Raw genomic sequence first — 19,006 nt, forward strand, 5'->3', positions numbered from 1 at the left:
CATTATTTTTACATTCGTTTTTTCTATTTTCCGGTCAAATCCGCTCGAGCTTGGCCGGCAAACCGTTGCGCACCGCGGTGCCGGCGACTGCATCGACCCATATCGCCTCGTTGCCGCGCGTCGGATCGACGAGACCTAGGTCATTGAGGTTGATGCCCGCGCGCAGCTCCGGCCGGTCGGGCTGGCGCTCGCTGCCGAACTTATGTGCGCGGGCGCCGAGCTCCCGGTGGCCGTAGCCGTGCTCGACTGCCACCACGCCGCGCATCACGCCTTCATGGACGATCACGCGGCACGTGGCGTGGCCGGCGGGGGTCGCGATGCGGGCTAGATCGCCGGTCGCGAGCCCGAGCCGCGCGGCGTCCGCCGGATGCACGATGACCGGGTTGTCCGGGTGCAGGCCGGTGATCCGCGTTGCGATGCTGTAGGAGTTCTGCAGCGCGGACTTGTAGCTGACGGCGAGCAGCGGCCAGTCGGCATCGCTGTGCACGTCTCGCACGGGCGTGCCGTCGGCGAACGCGGGCGGCTGCCAGGTCGCGCAGCCGGTGAAACGGCGGCCCGTGAGGCTGTTCTTCGCACCGCCGACGCTGTCGTTCCATAGCCAGAGCGCGCCTTTGAAGCGGCTCGTCTGCCATTCCCCGTTCGTTTCGTCCTGCGCCTCTTTCGCCGGCTGGTAACGGCCGCCCCGCGTGTAGAGAAACGCGACCTTGCGCCATTCGTCAGCTTTCAGCGTCGCTTCGAGCAGCGGTCGCAGGCGCTCGACGCCGGACAGTGCGAGGTCCTCGTCGGTCGCGTCCCCGACCGGCGCCTTGCCGGCGAACGCTATGTTCGCGCCGCCGCGCAGGTACCAGTCCTCGGGCCGCTCGAGCGCAACGCGCTTGCCGTCGGCGTCGGCGAGCCCTTCCGGGCCGAAGCCCGGCAGGCCCATCGCTTTCGCCAGCGCGATGAAGAACGTCTCCATGCCGATCGCCTGGCCGTCGGCCGTTTTTGCGGCCTTCGGCTCGACCACCGGCCAGCGCGCCGTCGTCGCCTTCGTCGGCACGCCGTTCCACGGCGCGGTCCAGCCCCAGCTCTCGTACATCAGCGAGTCCGGCACGATGTAGTCGGCGAACGCGTTGCTCTCGTTGATCAGCGGATCGACGGAGACGATCAGCGGCAGCTTCTTCGGATCGGCAAGTTCCTTCTCGACGAGAGCTCGCACGCCGGGGATGCCGTAGAGGGGATTCGCGCTCCACAGCACGAGGGCTTTCAGTCCATACGGGTAGCCGCGCAGCATCGCCGGGAACCATTCGGTGCCGAGGCCGGGCGCGTTCGGGAACCACGCGTCGCGCGCCGGGTAAGCCTTGCCTGCGGCCTTGCGGCGAGCGAACTCGGCGGATTTCTCGTACGGCACGTTGCGTCCGAGCGGCGTGCCGGCGGGCTTGAGCGCCCCGGGGAAGGATTCGAGGTCGTAGCGCGGACCCGCGCCCGCGTCCTTGAAGCCGCCGCCATTGACGACGAAGCCGCCTTTCCAGTTCAGGTTGCCGATCAGCGCATTCAGCGTGACGACCGAGTACGCGTTGTAGAAACCGTTGCCGGCCATCATACCGCCGTGCGCAATCGCGCTCGCCTTGCGGCCGTGGCGGGTGAACTCGTCGGCGAGCCCGATGATGACGGCCTCGGGCACACCGCAGATGTCCGCGTATTCGGCGACGCTCAGCTTCAGCGCCGACTCGCGCAGCAGCTCGAACGACGTTTTCACCCCGAGCGCGCTGTCCCCGATCGCCATGGCGCCGGCGGTTTCGAGCGGCGCCGCAGCGGTTGCGGCCGCGGCAGGCGTGGGCTTGCCGTCGACACCGAGCACGAGGTACGGATCGGCGTCCTGGTACCTGTCCGCTTCGGCGACTGCCATGCCGATGTCCGAGCCGCGCAGGAAGCGGCCTTCGCGCGGATGACCCGGTTCGGTGATCACGAGCCAGGACGCGTTCGTGAAGGACGGCTCGCCCGCCGCTTCCGCAGCCGCAAGGTTTGGCAGCGCCAGATACGCGGTGTTCACCCGGTCATTCTCGAACATCCAGCGCATCATGCCCATGACCAATGCTCCGTCCGTGCCCGGCCGGATCGGCACCCAGCGCCCGCGCTCACCGGCGGCGCGGTTGTCCGCGTTCGTCAGCACCGGATCGACGACGACGTATTCGAGCCGGCCTTCGCTGCGCCCTTTCGCGAGCAGCGTTCCGGTGCGCTTGAATGGATTGCCGGCGTTGCCCGGTGCAGTGCCGATGAAGAGCACGAACTCGGCGTTCGTGAGATCCGGTTTCGCGTGCGGCATCTTCTTCAGGTCGCCGAACAGCGCGCCCGAACCCGAGCGATACGCGCCGCCGCAGTACGAGCCATGGCCGATGAAGTTCAGCGTGCCGTACGACTGGTTCCAGAAGCGGCGCGCGAACGCTTCGCGGCCGTCATTGACGCTCGTCCACACCGCGACCTGATTGACTTTCGCGCCGAGCTGCGGCGCTTCCGCATCGATCGGCCCGTTCAGGTCGCGCAGCGCCCGTAGCCCGTCGACATGCCCTTCGCCGAACAGGTCGCCGCCTTCGACGAGCTCGCGGACGAGTTGCTTGAACGGGATCGGCTGCCACTGGCCGGAGTTGCGCGGACCGACGCGCTTCAACGGCGTCAGCACGCGGAACGGGGAGTTCATCTGGTCCATCGCCGCGTTGCCGCGGCCGCACGCGGTCGAGCGGCCGGCGAGGCCCTTGTCCTGGAAGCGCGACAGCGCGACGAAGCTTTCCTTCACCGACGCCTTCATCGGCAGGTGCGGCTCGGTCGACAGCGGGCTGTACGGGTTGCCGGCGACGCGGATGACGTTGCCGGTCGTCTTGTCGACACGGACCCGAATGCCGCACTGGGTCGTGCAGCCGAGGCAGCCGGTGTAGCTGACCTGCTGGTTCGGGTTCGGATGCAGTTCGCCGGTTTCGGCATCGACCGTGAATTCCGGCTCGGCCGAGCGGCCATGGAGGTTGTGCGCCTGCGGTTCGTCCCCGACGAGGCCGGACATCATGCGGCCCAGCGTCTGCGAGAACCCCGCGGCGAAGACGGCGAGGCCACCGGCGGCGATCAGTTCGCGACGTTCGATTTTCATGATGAGTGTCCCGTGATTCGAATCAGGCGCCGGCCTTGCCGAGCCGGTCGAGCGGCAGCAGCGTCGTCAGCACGACGAAGAGAAAGATCCACAACCCGACGGTGCCGACGATGCCCATCAGGCCTTCGGGACCGAGCGGAAGCTGGTAGCTGTAGTAGCCGGCGCCGGTCTTCGGCACTTCCTGCCCGCCGATGAAAATCGTCCAGCGCATCATCCACGCCGAGTGCAGCGCGAGCAGGCCGATCAGCAGACCCGACGCCGGGCGCTTCCACGCAAGCAGCAGCGTGACGACGGTGGCGGCGACCGCCCAGACGGCGCTGACCTGCCAGTTCGCCGACGGCGCGACTTCGGCGAGCGCCTGCGCATGGGTCGGCGACACGCCGCTCAGCCCGAGCGCGAGCCAGAGGCCGCCGACGACGAGCGCGACGAACTGCGTCGCGGCGAGCGCCGTCGCCATGCGGCGCGTCGCTCCCGGCTCGCCCCCGCCCGGCAGCCCGCGGTTGAACAGCAGCGTCAGCCCGAGCCCGCCGGCGAGTGCCGTGACGAAGAACTGCACCGGCAGCAGCGGCGTGTGCCACAGCGGCCGCGCCCGCACGAGCATCACTTCGACGCCGGTGTAGAGCGCAACGAGCGCGGCGCCGACGAACGCGAGCAGCGCCGCGGCGACGAGCGCGTTGCGGCTTTCGTGACCACCGTAGGCGATGCGGCGCGCGAGGCCGGCGAGCCTGCCGCCTTCGTCGGCGTGGCGCGCGAGCAGCGGACGGTACGCGAGCCACGCGTACAGGATCAGCCCGGTCAGATAGACGGGGATGAAGAATGCGCCCCACGACATCCACGACGTCGGCGTGAAGTAGGCATAAAAATGCCAGAAGCGTGCCGGCTGGTGCAGGTCGGCCAGCAGCGCGACCGGCGCCGTCAGTCCGCACACGAGCGCCGCGAGCAGCGCCAGGCGCGAGATGCCTTCCCAGCCGGCGCGGCGGAACACCAGGCCCGGCAGCGACACGAGGAACGCGCCGTACGACAGGCCGATGAGAAAGAAGTACTGCACCGCCCACGGGAGCCACGCGATTTCGCGCGCGACGTTGACGGTTTCGACGATATCGGCATTCATGATCGGTCTCCTGTTGCCGTCAGCCGTGGCGCTTGCGCGGCTGCCACAGCGTGCCCTGTCCTTCGACCTTGCCCTGGAAGCGCTCGTCGAGCCCGATGTAGAACACGCGCGGCTCGGTCCCCTGCTCGGGCTTGAGCACTTTCACTTCGGCTTTCGCCGCGTCGAGCCGCCGCCGCAGTTCGCCGTCCGGGTCGTTGAGGTCGCCGAAGATGCGTGCGCCGCCGACGCAGGTCTCGACGCATGCGGGCAGCAGGCCGGCGTCGACGCGATGCGCGCAGAACGTGCATTTGTCGGCCTTGTTCGTCTCGTGATTGATGAAGCGCGCGTCGTAGGGGCAGGCCTGCACGCAGTACGCGCAGCCGACGCAGCGGTCGCCATCGACGACGACGATGCCGTCCTCACGCTTGAACGTCGCGCCGACCGGGCACACCGGCACGCAAGGCGGCGCGTCGCAATGGTTGCACAAGCGCGGCAGCATGTACGTGCCCGCCGGCTGGTCGGCGTCGGTCAGCTTGACGCTGTACGTCGACACGACGGTGCGGAAGCTGCCTTCGGGCACTGCGTTTTCCTGGATGCACGACACGGTGCAGGCCTGGCAGCCGATGCATTTTCGCGTATCGACGAGCATCGCCCAGTGGTGCTTGCCGTCGGCGGCGAGCGCTGGGGCCGGGGCGATCGCCGCTGCGGCGGTCAGGACCGGGATGCCGCGGAGGAACGCCCGTCGGGATTCCGACAGCGCGGGCGGCTTGGGGTACATCATGACAACGCTCCTGGTAAATGGGGGAGTCGCTGCCACTTTAGGCCGATGACGAGGCCACGAAAATCGGGTGTATCGGCGAGCCGCCTAGATGAATTTACCTATTGCAAGGGGCGAACACGAGGCGCTGCCGCTGCGGGGCGCAGCTTGCGACCTCACCGCCCTTCGAGCATCGCCATCAGGTTCGCGATGCGCGCGCGGCCTTCTTCCTTCGACACCGGCGCGTTCGACTTGCGGTCATTGACTTTCACGTCGCCGCCCATCTCCTCGATGAAGCGTGACGGCTCGCAGGTGCGTGCTTCCTTGCCGGCCTTGCGCCGCTCGCACCAGGTGATGTTGAGGCTTCGCTGCGCGCGCGTGATGCCGACGTACATCAGGCGGCGCTCTTCCTCGATCTTGTCCTCGTCGATCGAGGACTGATGCGGCAGCAGCCCTTCCTCGACGCCGACGAGGAACACGTGCTTGAACTCCAGCCCTTTCGACGCGTGCAGCGTCGCGAGCTGCACGCCGTCGAACTCGCTGTCGTTCTTGTCGAGCATCGAGATCAGCGCGATCGTCTGCGTCAGCTCGATGAGGTTCTTGCCGTCCTCGTCGCCTTTCCTGCCGAGCCAGCCGACGAAGTCGCGCACGTTGCTCCATTTCGACTCCGCCTCGCGCGGGTCGAGATGCTCGAACAGCCAGGCCTCGTAGCGGATCGCCGCGAGCAGGTCCTCGAGCACGCGCGACGCCGGCTCGCGCGTTGCGCGGTACTGCAGGCGGTTGATGAAGTTGCCGAACTCCTGCACCTGTTCGAGCTGGCGCGCGGACAGCGCGTGCGCCGCGCCTTCCTCGAACGTCGCGGCGAAGAGGCTCACATGGCGCCGCCCGGCATAGCTGCCGAGCGCTTCGAGCGTGCCGGCGCCGATGCCGCGGCGCGGCGTCGTGATCGCGCGGATGAACGCGAGGTCGTCGTCCTCGTTCATCAGCAGGCGCAGGTACGCGATCAGGTCGCGGATCTCAGCCTTGTCGAAGAACGACTGGCCGCCGGAGATCACGTACGGGATTTTCTGGTTCCGGAGCTGCTGCTCGATCAGCCGCGCCTGGTGGTTGCCGCGGTACAGCACCGCGTAGTCGGAAAACTTCGTGCGGTGCTCGAACTTGTGCGCGCTGATTTTCGACGCGACCCATTCGGCCTCGTGTTCGGCGTCGCGGCACGCGGTCACCGTGACCTGGTCGCCGGCGCCGTGCTCGGACCACAGCCGCTTTTCGAACAACTTCTCGTTGTTCGCGATCAGCGTGTTCGCGGCGGTGAGGATGCGCTTCGACGAGCGGTAGTTCTGTTCGAGCTTGATGACCTTGAGCTTCGGATAGTCCTGCTGCAGGAGCTTCAGGTTCTCGACGTCGGCGCCGCGCCACGCGTAGATCGCCTGGTCGTCGTCGCCGACCGCGGTGAAGGCGCCGCGCACGCCGGCGAGGTGGCGCAACAGCGTGTATTGCGCCCGGTTCGTGTCCTGGTATTCGTCGACGAGGAGATAGCGCAGCCTGTTCTGCCAGCGCTCGCGCACCTCCGGGTGTTCGTCGAAAAGGCGCACCGGCAGGCTGATCAGGTCGTCGAAATCGACTGCCTGGTACGCGCGCAGCGTGCGCTCGTATTCGGCGTACAGCAGCGCCGCGGCCGACGCAAGTTCGTTGTCGGCGAGCTGCGCGGCCTGCTCCGGCGTCACCATCGCGTTCTTCCAGCCCGAGATCTGCCACTGCATCGCTTTCGAGCGCGCCTTGTCGGCGTCGCGCGTGATGTCGGCAACGATCTGCACCGTGTCGGAGGCGTCGAGGATCGAGAACTGCGGCTTGAGCCCGCAGTGCTTCGCTTCCTGCCGCACGATCTTCACGCCGAGCGCGTGGAAAGTGCACACCGTCAATCCGCCCGGCACGCGCCCGCCCATCAGCCCGGCGACGCGCTCCTGCATCTCCTTCGCCGCCTTGTTCGTGAACGTGATCGCGGCGATGTTCACGGGATTCAGCCCGCACGCATTGATCAGGTGCGCGATCTTGTGCGTGATGACGCGCGTCTTGCCGCTGCCCGCGCCGGCGAGCACGAGGCTCGGTCCGTCGAGGTAATGGATCGCGTCGCGCTGCGGGGCGTTCAGATGAGCGGACATGGGCGTCGAGCCGGAAGGACTGCGGGAAAAGGATGGCGCCGGCAGGCGGCACGCCGGCATTCTAACCGATCGGGCCAGCGCCCTCGGCCGTGGCTCCCGCAGATGACAAGGGAGGCGAAAGCTTTCAGAATGGGCCGCGTGATGATCTCCAACGACGGGATTCCCGTTTGATCGGAATATTCGCCGCTCTGGCAGTCGCGATGCCGGGAATCGAAGCGATTTTGCAACCTTGCAGTGCCGTCCTGCGAATCCTGCCGGCCGGCATGGACGTAACACGGAGAGCTCATTATGAAAAATTCATCACCCCGCAAGCGTCGCTTGTCGGAAGCCGAACTGCTCGGCATGTCGGCCGACGACTACATGAACGACGCGCAGCTCGAGTTCTTCCGCGAGCGGCTGCTCGCGCTGCAGGCGGAACTGCGCGAGAACAGCGAGGAAACCCGCTCGCATCTGCGCGAAACGATCGCCACGCCCGACGAGGCCGACCGCGCGACGCAGGAAGAAGAGCAGGTGCTGGAGCAACGCATCCGCGACCGCGAATTGAAGCTGCTGCACAAGGTCGAAGCGGCGCTGCGACGCATCGAGGACGGCACTTACGGTTATTGCGAAGCGACCGGAGAGCCGATCGGCGTCGGCCGCCTGCTCGCGCGGCCGACCGCGACGCTGAGCCTCGAGGAGCAGGAACGGCACGAACGGGCCGAGCGGCTGTTCCGCTGAACGTGCCGCACCGTCCGCTCTCGCGCCGGAACGGCACGGCGCGAACGGGCCGTACGACGGCGGCCGTAGCCGCCGTGCTGGCCGGTGCGACAGCTCAGACGACGCCTGCGCCGTGCGCCTGCTGGTCGGCCCAGTAGCTCGAACGCACCATCGGCCCGCACGCGGCGTTCTTGAAACCCATCGCCAGCGCCTCGCGCTCGAACATCTTGAACGTGTCCGGATGCACGTAGCGCAGCACCGGCAGGTGGCCGGTCGAAGGCTGCAAATACTGCCCGATCGTCAGCATCTCGACGTCATGCGCGCGCAGGTCGCGCAGCACGTCGAGGATCTCGTCGTCAGTCTCGCCGAGGCCGACCATCAGGCCGGACTTCGTCGGCACGTCGGCGTGACGCGCTTTGAACTCCTTCAGCAGCCGCAGCGAGTACGCGTAATCCGCGCCGGGGCGGGCCTGCTTGTAGAGCCGCGGCACCGTCTCGAGGTTGTGGTTCATGACGTCGGGCGGGGCCTGGTCGAAGATCTCGAGCGCGATCTCGAGGCGGCCGCGGAAGTCCGGCACGAGCACTTCGATGCGCGTCTTCGGCGCTGCTGCGCGCGTCTCGCGGATGCAGTCGACGAAATGCTGCGCGCCGCCGTCACGCAAGTCGTCGCGGTCGACGCTGGTGATGACGACGTAGTTGAGCCGCATCGCCGCGATCGTCGCCGCCAGTTCCTGCGGCTCGTTCGCGTTCAGCGGCTCGGGCCGGCCGTGGCCGACATCGCAGAACGGGCAGCGGCGCGTGCAGATGTCGCCCATGATCATGAACGTCGCAGTGCCTTTGCCGAAGCATTCATGGATGTTGGGGCACGAGGCTTCCTCGCACACGGTGTGCAGCTTGTGCTCGCGCAGGCTCGTCTTGATTTCGTTGAAGCGCTCGGCTTCGTGGCCGGCGCCGAGCCGGATGCGGATCCACTCGGGCTTCTTCAGGCGCTCGGCGGGGACGATCTTGATCGGGATGCGCGCGGTCTTGTCTGCGCCGCGCTGCTTGCGTGCCGTGCTGTCCATGCGGGTCTCTCGTGTCGTGATGGGTCGGGGCGGGTAAGCCATTCAGGGTTCAGGCCGGCGGCCGGCCGGCGGGGTACACCGGTGGCAGCAGGCGCTGCAGGGCGGCGAGCAGGTGCTCGCCAACACTCGCTACGTCGTCGGCGATGCCGAAGTCCTTCATCCGCACGGTGCGCAGGCCTTCGTAACCGCACGGGTTGATCGAGGAAAACGGCGCCAGGTCGACGTCGACGTTCAGCGCCAGGCCGTGATAACTGCGCCCGTTGCGCACGCGCAGCCCGAGCGCGCCGATCTTCGCGCCGTCAACATAGACGCCCGGCGCACCGGCCTTGCGCTCGGCGCTGACGCCGTATCCGGCGAGGCAGTCGATGACGGCCTGTTCCATCAGCGTCACCAGCTCGCGCACCTTGAGGCCGCGACGGTGCAGGTCGATCAGCAGATACGCGACGAGCTGGCCCGGGCCGTGATACGTGATCTGTCCGCCCCGGTCGATTTTCACGAGCGGGATGCCGACGTCGCGCAGCAGGTGTTCCGGCCGGCCCGCCTGGCCGAGCGTGTAGACCGGCGGATGTTCGAGCAGCCAGATCTCGTCCGGCGTGTCGGCGCTGCGCGCGTCGGTGAAGGCGCGCATCGCGTGCCACGTGGGTTCGTAATCGACGCAACCGAGGCGGCGGACGAGCAGCGCCGACGTGCCGGCAGACTGCGGTGCCTGCGCCGGAAGGGCAGCCAGCTCGCCGCCAGCGAGCATCTAGAGCACCACCTTCACGAGGGGATGCGCGGTCAGTTCGCGATACAGCGCGTCGAGCTGCGACTGCGACACCGCGCGGATCGTGCAGGTCAGCGCGAGGTAGTTGCCGTTGCGCGACGGGCGCATCGCGACCAGGCGAGCATCGAAATCCGGAGCGTGACGCAGCACCACCTCGACCACAGCCTGGGCGAATTCATCGACCCGCGCGCCCATGATCTTGATCGGGAAGTCGCACGGGAATTCGAGGAGAGTCGGTCGCGTCTCGTCAGCCACTGCGCATCACCGTGTTCTTGAATTCCTGGTACCAGTCGTACATTCGGCGCGCGACGGGGCCGGGAATTCCGCTCCCCACGGCCAAGCCGTCGAGTGTCGTGATCGCGAGCACTTCCTTCGTTGACGACGTCATCCACACTTCGTCGGCAGTCCGCACCTCGTCTTCGAGGATCTCGCGCACCTGGTACGGCAAGCCGTGGTGGGCGGCGAGCTCGAGCACGACGTCGTAGGTGATGCCGGGCAGCATCAGGTGGCTCTTCGGCGGTGCGAGCATCGTGCCGTCCTTGACGATGACGATGTTCGACGCCGCGCCTTCGGTGAGGAAACCGTCGCGAAACAGCACGGTCTCGACACAGCCGCTGTCGATCGCGCCTTGGCGCAGCAGGCAGTTCGCGAGCAGCGCGGTGCTCTTGAGATCGCAGCGCAGCCAGCGGAAATCGGCCGCGCTGATCGCGGCCACGCCACGCGCGAGCTGCTCGGCCGGCGGCGTGACGAGCTCGTCGCTCATCAGGAACACGGTCGGCCGAATCGGCACCGGAAACGCATGGTTGCGCCCGTCGCCGCAGCCGCGCGACACCTGCAGGTAGACCGACTGGTCCGCCCACGGGTTGCGCGCAATGATCTCGTTGATGATTCCGGACCATTCGGACGGCGCGTGCGGATTCGGCAGGCGGATCGCCTCGAGCGTATGGGCGAGCCGCTCGAGATGCTGCGCGAGACGGAACGGCCGGCGCGAATACACCGGGATCACTTCGTAGCCGCCGTCGCCGAACAGGAAACCGCGGTCGAGCGGTGAAATCCGCGCGTCGGCGAGCGGCTGGAACGTGCCGTTCAGAAAGCAGATGCTCATGGGCGTCTCCGCATCGGCGTTACAGGCTCTGTTACAGGCTCTGTTACAGGCTCTTGATCCACAACAACAGCGTATCCCACAGGCGGCCGAAGAAACCGGCCACCGGCACGTCCTGCAGCGCGACGACCGCGTGTTCGCCGAGCGGCTTGCCGTCGAGAGTCAGGCGCAGCGTGCCGATCGGCTGGCCTTTCCGGATCGGCGCGATGACCGGCTGCTGGCTGACCAGCGCGGCCTCGATTTTCTCCGACTGCCCTTTCGGCAGCGACATCACGAAGTCGCCGAGGAAGCCCACCGCAACGTCGTCGGCCTGGCCTTTCCATACTTGGAAGCGCGACAGTTCCTGCGCAGCCGAATAAAGCTTGACGGTGTCGTGGAACTGGAAGCCGTAGTTCAGCAGTTTCAGCGACTCTTGCGCGCGGATCGTGTCCGAATCGGTGCCGAGCACGACCGAGATCAGCCGGCGCGGACCGCGCTGTGCCGACGAAATCAGGCAGTAGCCGGCGCTGCTGGTGTGGCCGGTCTTCAGGCCGTCGACGGTCGTGTCCAGCCACAGCAGGCGATTGCGGTTCGGCTGGGTGATCTTGTTGTACGTGTACTCTTTCTGGGAGTAATAGCGGTAATACTCGGGGAAGTCGCGCACGATCGCCGCGGCGAGCAGACCCAGGTCGCGCGCGGTGGTGTAGAGCTGCGGGTCGGGCAGGCCGGTCGAGTTCGTGAAGTGGGTGTTTTTCATGCCGAGGCGCTGGGCTTCGGCGTTCATCATGTGCGCGAACGCTTCCTCGGAACCGGCGAGGAGCTCGGCCAGCGCGACGCACGCGTCGTTGCCGGACTGGATGATCATCCCCGAAGTGAGCTCGCCGACGGTAACGGGCCGGTTCGGTTCGATGAACATCCGCGAGCCTTCGCTGCGCCAGGCTTTGTTCGACACCGGCACCACTTGATCGAGCGTGATCGTGCCGTTCTTCAGCGCCGCGAACGTCAGGTAAGCGGTCATCAGCTTCGTCAGCGAAGCCGGTTCGATACGCGCGTCCGGTTCCTGCGCCGCGAGCACCTGCCCGGTGGCGTGATCCATCAGCAGCCAGGATTTGGCAGCCAGCGTCGGCGCGGGGACATTCTGGGCTGAAGCGGGAAAGGCGAGCAACGCGAGAAGCAGGACAATGAATAAACGCATGAGGACCTGAGGGAGAACCGGAAGGTGAGGAAGGGACAACGGAGCCTGCGATTATAGTGGGTCGAACGGGCAAAGCCGGCGCGGATCCGATGCCGGCCGGGTGATCATGTTTCAGCGTGTAACAACGAAGGGGCGGATATCCAGCGCCGCCGCAATGCGTCCGGCTTCGTCGCGCGCTTCGTCGGCGGAGGCGAACGGCCCGAGCTGCACGCGATAGCGGCTGCCGTCTTCATGGAGTTCGAGGCGGTCGGCGAGCGTTTCGAACTCGTCGCGAACCCGCGCACGCAACCCTTCGGCCTTCGCTGCCGAAGAAAACGTGCCGAGCTGAAGGAACACGCCGCGCCCCACCGTCAATCCCTGAGCACGCTGCAATGGCGCGCTCAGCGCCATCTCGTGCGGCAGGATCGTCTCGACCTCGACCGGGGCGCTGCCGGCATTCACGTAGCCGAGCCGATGGGCGCCGGCATACGAGAGGTCGATGATGCGGTCCTTGTGGAACGGGCCCCGATCGTTGATGCGGACGACGATCGCGCGGCCGTTCGCCGGATTCGTCACGCGCGCATAGCTCGGGATCGGCAGCGTCGGGTGTGCCGCCGTCATCGCGTACATGTCGTAGGGCTCGCCGCTCGACGTCGGCTTGCCATGAAAGCGCCGGCCGTACCAGCTCGCGCGCCCGCGCTGGCGGAACGCGCTCAGCTCGGTCGCGGGAACGTACTGCTGGCCGAAGACGCTGTACGGCCGGTTGGCGAAACGGTGCAGCGGCTCAAGGCGCGGTTCGGCATCCGCGATCGCGTCGAGGTTCGCCGGGATGTCGCTGCCGGGGCCGTCGTCCTTGTAGTACCCGCCGCGCCGCGCTGCCGAGCCGGCGCCCGCAGGCGCCTGCATCGTCGTGTCGCGCGACGGGGTCGAGCCGCAGCCGGACAGCCCTGCCGCAAACGCCCCGGCAAGGGCCAGCGCCAGCACCAGGGACCGCACGCCGGCCCCAGTCATCGGATCGCAATCGTTCGAACGCACTCGAATTCCTCTTCTTCTTTCAACCTCTTGCGAGCACACGGCTGCGCTGGATGCTCATGAGGATACCGACCCCGAGGCACAAGGTCACCAGTGCGGTGCCGCCGTAACTGATGAACGGCAACGGCACGCCCACGACCGGCAGGATGCCGCTGACCATGCCCATGTTCACGAAAGCATAGGTGAAGAAGATCATCGTGATCGAACCGGCCAGCAGGCGCGTCGCCAGCGAAGGCGCCTGCGCCGCGATGACGAAGCCGCGCAGCAGCAGCAGCAGATAGCTCGCCAGCAGCACCAGCGCGCCGAGCAGGCCGAACTCCTCGGCGAGCACCGAGAAGATGAAATCGGTGTGGCGCTCGGGGAGGAACGCGAGATGGGTCTGCGTGCCTTCGGTCCAGCCTTTGCCGAGGACGCCGCCGGAGCCGATCGCGATCGTCGACTGGATGATGTGAAAACCGCGGCCGAGCGGATCCTGGGTCGGATCGAGCAGCGTGCACACGCGATGCTTCTGGTATTCGCGCAGCACCTGCCAGTCGACGCCGGGCTGGCACAGCTGGTCGCCGAAGCCGACGATTGCGCCGATACCGACGATGCTGACCAGCGCGACCGGAACGATCAGCTTCCACGACAGGCCGGCGAAGAAGATCACGTAGAAGCCGGCAGCGGCGACGAGCAGGCTCGTGCCGAGATCCGGCTGGATCAGGATCAGCGCGACCGGCACGGCGAGCAGCGCGCCGGCGACGACGAACTCGCGCAGCCGGATGTGCCCCTCGCGCTGCTGGAAATACCACGCCAGCATCAGCGGCATCGCGATCTTCATGATCTCGGACGGCTGGATGCGCGTGATGCCGATGTCGAGCCAGCGCGTCGCGCCTTTGGACGTCTCGCCGAACAGGTCGACGGCGACGAGCAACAGCACGCCCCCGGCATACAGCGGCAGCGCCAGCGACAGCAGCCGTTGCGGCGACAGGCGGGCGGCGAGCCACATCGCTGCGACGGCGACGCCGGAATTGACCAGCAGCGACGCGATGCGCTCCGGCGAAGCGCTGTGCATCAGCCCGAAAGCGTAGCCGAGGAGCACTGCGAGCAGGCCGAACAGGATCGGGTCGATCGGCCGGATGGCGGCGACGAGCAGACGGAGCGGGCTGAAGCGCTGTTCGGTCACGGGGTCGCCTCCTCGTCGTGCCCGGCGTGGGAATCGGCCTCGGCATCCGCGGCGCCGGCGTCTTCGTCCGCGGGAGCCTCGAGACGCGCGCCGAGCAGGTGATAGTCGATGACCTGGCGCGCGATCGGCGCGGCCGACTGGGCCCCGAACCCGCCGTTCTCGACCAGCACCGCGAGCGCGATCGTCGGGTTCTCCGCTGGCGCGTACGCGATGAACCACGAGTGGTCGCGCAGCCGCTCGCGGACCCTGCCGGCGACGTATTTCGACCCTTTCAGCGAATACACCTGCGCCGTGCCGGTCTTGCCGCCGGCGCTGTACGGGGCGCCGGCGAAAGCGCGCGCGCCGGTCCCGGACTTATTGACATCGACCATCGCGTCGCGCACCGCGGCCAGATGCGCCGGCTTGATCGCGAGCTGCCGGATCGGCTCGGGCTGGACCGCGCGCCGCTCGCCGCTCGCCGTGTCGATGACGTGGCGCACGACATGCGGCCGGAACACCTTGCCGCCGTTGACGATCGTCGCCAGCGCGTTCGCGAGCTGCAAAGGAGTGTAGGCGTTGTACCCCTGGCCGATGCCGACCGAGATCGTTTCGCCGCCGTACCAGCGCTGCTGCTCGGGCTTCTTGAAGCGGCCGCGCTTCCACGCCGGCGACGGCAGCACGCCTTCGGCTTCGCCGGGAATGTCGATGCCGGTGCGCGAACCGAAGCCGAGCGGCGCCATGAAGCCGGCGATCCCTTCGATGCCGAGGTCGTTCGCGAGCTGGTAGTAATAGGTGTTGCACGACACGACGATCGACTCGTGCAGGTCGACCATGCCGTGGCCGCCGACCTTGTCGTCCATGAAGCGGCGCCCGGCGAAGCTGAAGTAGCCCGGGTCGGCGATCGCCTGGTTCGCGGTGCGCTTGCCGGTCGTCAGCGCTGCAAGCGCCATGAACGGCTTGAACGTCGATCCGGGCGGATAGGCGCTGAAGATCGCGCGGTTGAGCAGCGGATGATCCGGCGAGTCGTTGAGCTCGTTCCAGTCGGCGGTCGAGATGCCATCGACGAACAGGTTCGGGTCGAACGTCGGTTTCGACGCGAGCGCCAGCACGCCGCCGGTGCGCGGGTCGATCGCGACGAGCGCGCCGCGCCGGCCGCCGAACGCGGCCTCCGCGACTTTCTGCAGCTCGATGTCGAGCGTCAACTCGAGATCGCTGCCCGTCGTCGCGGGCGTGCGCGATATCACCCGCACCGCGCGCCCGCCGGCGTTCACCTCGACCTGCTCGACGCCGGTCACGCCATGCAGTTCTGCCTCGTAGCTGAGCTCCAGCCCGCTCTTGCCGATGTGGTCGGAGCCGCGATAGTTCGCGGTGTCGCCGCGTTCCTCGATGCGTTCCTGGTCGCGCAGGTTGATCCGCCCGATGTAGCCGATGACGTGCGAAGCGACTTCGCCATGAGGGTAGTCGCGGAACAGACGCGCCTGGACTTCGACGCCGGGAAAGCGGTAGCGCCGGGCGACGAAGCGCGCGACTTCGGCGTCGTCGAGGCGGGTGCGGATCGGCACGCTCTCGAAGTTGCGGCTCTCCTCGAGCAGCTTGCGGAAGCGCCGCCGATCGCGCGCGTCGATCGTCACGATCTCGCTCAAGGCATCGATCGTCTCGTCGAGGTCGGCGACCTGCGATGGCGTGATCTCGAGCGTGTAGGCGGCGAAGTTGCGCGCCAGCGTCACGCCGTTGCGATCGAGGATCGCGCCGCGCGTCGGCACGATCGGCACGAGGCCGATGCGGTTGTCCTCGGCGCGCGTGTGGAAGTACTCGTGGCGGACGACCTGGAGGTAATAGAAACGCGCCGCGAGCAGGCCGAAGCACACCAGCGCGACGATGCCCGCGACCAGCACCCGGCGGCGAAAACGCCCCAGTTCCTCGTCGGGAGTGCGGAATTCGGTCATCGTCAGATCGGCCGGTTATCGTCCCGGTCCACCGGCCGATACTGCGGCAGCAACAGCACGAAGTGCAGCGGAATCCACAATGCGGCGCTCGTGAAGCTCGACAGGAAATACTCCCAGCCGGGAAATTCGGCGCCGGCCACGAGCCGCACCAGCACCATGATGAGCTGCGTCAGGAAAAACATCGGCAGGATGTGCAGCGCCTGCTGCAACGGCGGAAACCACAGCACGCGGCGCGCGATGGACGTCGCGAGGTAGGCGAGCACGACATACGCGAGCGCGTGTTGCCCCATCGCCGCGCCCTGCCCGATATCGACCAGCACGCCGAACACGAAAGCGGTCCCCATGCCGACGCGCCGCGGCTCGCGGATGCACCAGAAAGCCAGCACCAGCGGCACCCAGTCGGGCACGCCGGGCAGGCGGCCGGTCGGGATGTACGCCAACCCCAGCGCGACGAACAGGCTCAGGAACACGAACCAGTTCTTCGCCGGCTGCAGGATGCGGCTCGATCGATGGGTCGGCTGCACGACTATCCTTTCCGCTCGGTGCGGCGCAACGGCGCGGACTGGGGCTGCGGCTGCGGGCGCGGCGGCGGAGCTTCGGCCCGTCCGAGCACCAGCACCTGGGTCGTGCGCTCGACGGCAGCGACCGGATCGCACAGGACGACGGCAAAAGTCTGCGATTCGTGATCGACGCTGACGACTTCGGCCACCGGCAGTCCGGCGAGAAAAATGCCATCGAGCCCCGACGTTTCGAGCCGGTCGCCAGGGAGCACATCGACTCCGGACAACGTGAAGCGCAGCTCCATGCGCCCCTGGCCCGCGCCGAACAGTACGCCGCGCAGGCCGTTACGTGCGACCTGCACCGGCACGGCCTGGTCCTTGTCGGTCAGCAGCGTGACTTCGGCCTGCACCGGATACGCGCGCGTGACCTGCCCGATCATGCCCTGCGCGTTGACGACCGCCATCCCGGCCGCGACGCCGTGCTGGCTGCCGCGGTCGAGAATCACCTTGCGCGAGAACGGGTCGGGCGCGTCGTAAAGGACTTCGGCGGCGACGCTGCGCACGCCGGGCGCCGGAGCCATCTGCAGCAGTTCCCGCAGCTGCGCGTTGTCGCGTTCGAGCTGCTCGAAGCGCAGCAGCCGTTGCGCCGCATCGAGCTGGCTGCGCCGCAGCTCGGCGTTGTCGTGCTGCACTTCGACGAGGGTCGTGAAATAGACGGCCGCGTTACGGACGAAATCGACCGGCGCGGCCGCCGCCATCTGCAGCGGCCAGGTCGCGACCGACAGCCCCTGGCGCACCACTTCGAGGTAGCGGAAGCGCAGGTCCGCGACCAGCATCGCCAGACACACCGAGACGAGCACGAGCAGCCGCACGAGCGGCGTCGGGCCTTGCTTGAAAACGGGCGGAGACTGATGGCCGGCCAGCGACATCGCGGCGACTAGGCGGGGCGAGCAGCGAGCGGCAGGCGCCGCGGCCCGGAGTTCGTCTTATTCCGAAGCGAAGATGGAACCAAGCTTGTCCATTTTTTCGAGCGCCATGCCGCAGCCGCGCGCGACGCACGTCAACGGTTCGTCGGCGACGATCACCGGCAGGCCGGTTTCTTCCATCAACAGCCGGTCGAGGTCGCGCAGCAGCGCGCCCCCGCCGGTCAGCACCATGCCGCGGTCGGCGATGTCGGCGCCGAGTTCGGGCGGGGTCTGCTCGAGCGCGATCTTCACCGCGGAGACGATCTGGTTCAGCGGCTCGGTCAGCGCTTCGAGGATCTCGTTGCTGGAGATCGTGAAGCTGCGCGGAATGCCTTCGGCGAGGTTGCGGCCCTTGACTTCCATCTCGCGCACTTCGGAGCCCGGAAAAGCCGAGCCGATTCCCTTCTTGATGTTCTCGGCGGTCGTGTCGCCGATCAGCATGCCGTAGTTGCGGCGGATGTAATTGACGATCGAGTCGTCGAACTTGTCGCCGCCGACCCGCACCGAACCCGCATAGACCATGCCGCCGAGCGAGATCACGCCGACTTCCGTCGTGCCGCCGCCGATATCGACGACCATCGAACCGGTCGCGTCCGACACCGGCAGCCCGGCGCCGATCGCTGCGGCCATCGGCTCCTCGATCAGGTACACCTGGCTCGCGCCGGCGGCGAGCGCGGCGTCGCGGATCGCGCGCCGCTCGACCTGCGTCGAGCCGCACGGGACGCAGACGATGATGCGCGGGGAGGGCGAGAACATCCGCGAGTCGTGCACCTTCTTGATGAACTGCTTGATCATCTGCTCGGTCACGACGAAGTCCGCGATCACGCCATCCTTCATCGGCCGGATCGCGGTGATGTTGCCGGGAGTCTTGCCGAGCATCTGTTTCGCCGCGTGTCCGACGGCCTGGATCGTGCGCTTCGCGTTCGGGCCGCCTTCGGTACGGATCGCGACCACCGACGGTTCGTCGAGCACGATGCCTTTGCCCCGAACGTAGATCAGCGTGTTCGCAGTGCCGAGATCGATCGCCAGATCGTTGGAAAAATAGGAGCGCAGGAAACCAAACATGGACAATTCCGAAACCAATGAAGACGGGCAGAGGTACCGGCCAGAACAGGCGGCAAACGAATATGATAACCTACAAACCTTTGTGACTTAAGCAGGTTTTGTTACCTCATGTCGCTCTCCATTGAACAGGTCCGGCGCATCGCCACGCTCGCCCGGATCGAGCTCTCCGACGCCGAAGCCGAAGCGACTCGCGGCAAGTTGAATGGCATTTTCGGCCTGATCGAGCAGATGCAGGCGGTCGACACCGCCGGCGTCGAGCCAATGAGCCACCCGCAGGACGTCGCGCAGCGCCTGCGCCCCGACGTCGCGACCGAGCCCGACCGCCGCGAAGCGTTCCAGCGCATCGCCCCGCAGACCGAAGCCGGACTGTATCTCGTTCCCAAGGTTATCGAGTAAGGAACCGCGAGCGTCGGGCAGCGGCACGGATCGCACGAATCATTTCCGTCCCGGCTG

At 67.3% G+C, this 19,006-nt stretch carries 17 protein-coding genes; 2 read left to right on the forward strand and 15 right to left on the reverse strand.

Annotation, left to right across the window (positions count from 1 at the left end):
• Positions 1-34: 34 nt before the first annotated feature.
• The 4 genes from GO608_RS02920 to GO608_RS02935 form a co-directional block, all read right to left on the reverse strand.
• Positions 35-3,118: a tetrathionate reductase subunit A gene (locus GO608_RS02920; RefSeq protein WP_169197785.1), complete on the reverse strand. Its 3,084-nt coding sequence runs from the start codon at positions 3,116-3,118 to the stop codon at positions 35-37.
• A 22-nt stretch (positions 3,119-3,140) separates the two neighbouring features.
• Positions 3,141-4,229: an NrfD/PsrC family molybdoenzyme membrane anchor subunit gene (gene nrfD / locus GO608_RS02925; RefSeq protein WP_169197786.1), complete on the reverse strand. Its 1,089-nt coding sequence runs from the start codon at positions 4,227-4,229 to the stop codon at positions 3,141-3,143.
• A 19-nt stretch (positions 4,230-4,248) separates the two neighbouring features.
• On the reverse strand, positions 4,249-4,989 hold the full coding sequence (gene dsrO / locus GO608_RS02930) for a sulfate reduction electron transfer complex DsrMKJOP subunit DsrO (RefSeq protein ID WP_169197787.1): 741 nt from the start codon (positions 4,987-4,989) through the stop codon (positions 4,249-4,251).
• Between the two features lie 152 nt (positions 4,990-5,141).
• On the reverse strand, positions 5,142-7,124 hold the full coding sequence (locus GO608_RS02935) for a UvrD-helicase domain-containing protein (RefSeq protein ID WP_169197788.1): 1,983 nt from the start codon (positions 7,122-7,124) through the stop codon (positions 5,142-5,144).
• Between the two features lie 288 nt (positions 7,125-7,412).
• Here GO608_RS02935 and dksA point away from each other — a divergent pair, with 288 nt between their 5' ends.
• A complete protein-coding gene (gene dksA / locus GO608_RS02940) occupies positions 7,413-7,841 on the forward strand; it encodes an RNA polymerase-binding protein DksA (protein ID WP_169197789.1) in 429 nt (142 codons plus the stop codon).
• Between the two features lie 94 nt (positions 7,842-7,935).
• Here dksA and lipA read toward each other — a convergent pair whose 3' ends face one another.
• The 11 genes from lipA to GO608_RS02995 all read right to left on the reverse strand — a co-directional run bounded on the left by lipA (position 7,936) and on the right by GO608_RS02995 (position 18,553).
• Positions 7,936-8,883 (reverse strand): lipoyl synthase, encoded by a 948-nt coding sequence (gene lipA, locus GO608_RS02945; RefSeq protein ID WP_169197790.1) that lies wholly within the window; start codon positions 8,881-8,883, stop codon positions 7,936-7,938.
• Positions 8,884-8,932: 49 nt separating this feature from the next.
• Complete coding sequence (lipB, locus tag GO608_RS02950; RefSeq protein WP_211159284.1) at positions 8,933-9,628, reverse strand: lipoyl(octanoyl) transferase LipB; 696 nt, start codon at positions 9,626-9,628, stop codon at positions 8,933-8,935.
• Complete coding sequence (locus GO608_RS02955) at positions 9,629-9,901, reverse strand: YbeD family protein (RefSeq protein ID WP_169197791.1); 273 nt, start codon at positions 9,899-9,901, stop codon at positions 9,629-9,631.
• The gene (locus tag GO608_RS02960) at positions 9,894-10,751 is read right to left on the reverse strand and encodes a D-amino acid aminotransferase (protein ID WP_169197792.1); all 858 of its coding nucleotides are present in this window, start codon (positions 10,749-10,751) and stop codon (positions 9,894-9,896) included. Before GO608_RS02960 ends, GO608_RS02955 begins: the two co-directional genes overlap by 8 nt.
• Positions 10,752-10,794: 43 nt before the next feature.
• A complete protein-coding gene (locus GO608_RS02965) occupies positions 10,795-11,922 on the reverse strand; it encodes a D-alanyl-D-alanine carboxypeptidase family protein (protein ID WP_169197793.1) in 1,128 nt (375 codons plus the stop codon).
• 111 nt (positions 11,923-12,033) lie between these two features.
• Positions 12,034-12,912 (reverse strand): septal ring lytic transglycosylase RlpA family protein, encoded by an 879-nt coding sequence (locus GO608_RS02970; RefSeq protein ID WP_169197885.1) that lies wholly within the window; start codon positions 12,910-12,912, stop codon positions 12,034-12,036.
• A 43-nt stretch (positions 12,913-12,955) separates the two neighbouring features.
• Positions 12,956-14,098 carry a rod shape-determining protein RodA gene (gene rodA, locus GO608_RS02975; RefSeq protein WP_169197794.1) on the reverse strand — a complete coding sequence of 381 codons (1,143 nt, stop codon included), beginning with the start codon at positions 14,096-14,098 and terminating at the stop codon, positions 12,956-12,958.
• The gene (gene mrdA, locus GO608_RS02980; RefSeq protein ID WP_169197795.1) at positions 14,095-16,023 is read right to left on the reverse strand and encodes a penicillin-binding protein 2; all 1,929 of its coding nucleotides are present in this window, start codon (positions 16,021-16,023) and stop codon (positions 14,095-14,097) included. Before mrdA ends, rodA begins: the two co-directional genes overlap by 4 nt.
• 2 nt (positions 16,024-16,025) lie before the next feature.
• On the reverse strand, positions 16,026-16,547 hold the full coding sequence (gene mreD, locus GO608_RS02985; RefSeq protein WP_169197796.1) for a rod shape-determining protein MreD: 522 nt from the start codon (positions 16,545-16,547) through the stop codon (positions 16,026-16,028).
• Positions 16,548-16,549: 2 nt separating this feature from the next.
• Complete coding sequence (mreC, locus tag GO608_RS02990; RefSeq protein ID WP_169197797.1) at positions 16,550-17,452, reverse strand: rod shape-determining protein MreC; 903 nt, start codon at positions 17,450-17,452, stop codon at positions 16,550-16,552.
• A 57-nt stretch (positions 17,453-17,509) separates the two neighbouring features.
• A complete protein-coding gene (locus GO608_RS02995) occupies positions 17,510-18,553 on the reverse strand; it encodes a rod shape-determining protein (protein ID WP_011237549.1) in 1,044 nt (347 codons plus the stop codon).
• A gap of 108 nt (positions 18,554-18,661) precedes the next feature.
• Between GO608_RS02995 and gatC the strand changes: the two genes are divergently transcribed.
• Complete coding sequence (gatC, locus tag GO608_RS03000; protein WP_169197798.1) at positions 18,662-18,949, forward strand: Asp-tRNA(Asn)/Glu-tRNA(Gln) amidotransferase subunit GatC; 288 nt, start codon at positions 18,662-18,664, stop codon at positions 18,947-18,949.
• Positions 18,950-19,006 lie beyond the last annotated feature (57 nt).

The sequence above is a fragment of the Aromatoleum buckelii genome (assembly GCF_012910785.2).
Lineage (GTDB): Bacteria > Pseudomonadota > Gammaproteobacteria > Burkholderiales > Rhodocyclaceae > Aromatoleum > Aromatoleum buckelii.

Bases quoted from the DNA above. Each gene is read 5' to 3' on its own strand.
- GO608_RS02920 (WP_169197785.1), bottom strand. From the start codon at position 3,118: ATGAAAATCGAACGTCGCGAACTGATCGCCGCCGGTGGCCTCGCCGTC.
- nrfD (WP_169197786.1), bottom strand. From the start codon at position 4,229: ATGAATGCCGATATCGTCGAAACCGTCAACGTCGCGCGCGAAATCGCG.
- dsrO (WP_169197787.1), bottom strand. From the start codon at position 4,989: ATGATGTACCCCAAGCCGCCCGCGCTGTCGGAATCCCGACGGGCGTTC.
- GO608_RS02935 (WP_169197788.1), bottom strand. From the start codon at position 7,124: ATGTCCGCTCATCTGAACGCCCCGCAGCGCGACGCGATCCATTACCTC.
- dksA (WP_169197789.1), top strand. From the start codon at position 7,413: ATGAAAAATTCATCACCCCGCAAGCGTCGCTTGTCGGAAGCCGAACTG.
- lipA (WP_169197790.1), bottom strand. From the start codon at position 8,883: ATGGACAGCACGGCACGCAAGCAGCGCGGCGCAGACAAGACCGCGCGC.
- lipB (WP_211159284.1), bottom strand. From the start codon at position 9,628: ATGCTCGCTGGCGGCGAGCTGGCTGCCCTTCCGGCGCAGGCACCGCAG.
- GO608_RS02960 (WP_169197792.1), bottom strand. From the start codon at position 10,751: ATGAGCATCTGCTTTCTGAACGGCACGTTCCAGCCGCTCGCCGACGCG.
- GO608_RS02965 (WP_169197793.1), bottom strand. From the start codon at position 11,922: ATGCGTTTATTCATTGTCCTGCTTCTCGCGTTGCTCGCCTTTCCCGCT.
- GO608_RS02970 (WP_169197885.1), bottom strand. From the start codon at position 12,912: ATGACTGGGGCCGGCGTGCGGTCCCTGGTGCTGGCGCTGGCCCTTGCC.
- mrdA (WP_169197795.1), bottom strand. From the start codon at position 16,023: ATGACCGAATTCCGCACTCCCGACGAGGAACTGGGGCGTTTTCGCCGC.
- mreC (WP_169197797.1), bottom strand. From the start codon at position 17,452: ATGTCGCTGGCCGGCCATCAGTCTCCGCCCGTTTTCAAGCAAGGCCCG.
- GO608_RS02995 (WP_011237549.1), bottom strand. From the start codon at position 18,553: ATGTTTGGTTTCCTGCGCTCCTATTTTTCCAACGATCTGGCGATCGAT.
- gatC (WP_169197798.1), top strand. From the start codon at position 18,662: ATGTCGCTCTCCATTGAACAGGTCCGGCGCATCGCCACGCTCGCCCGG.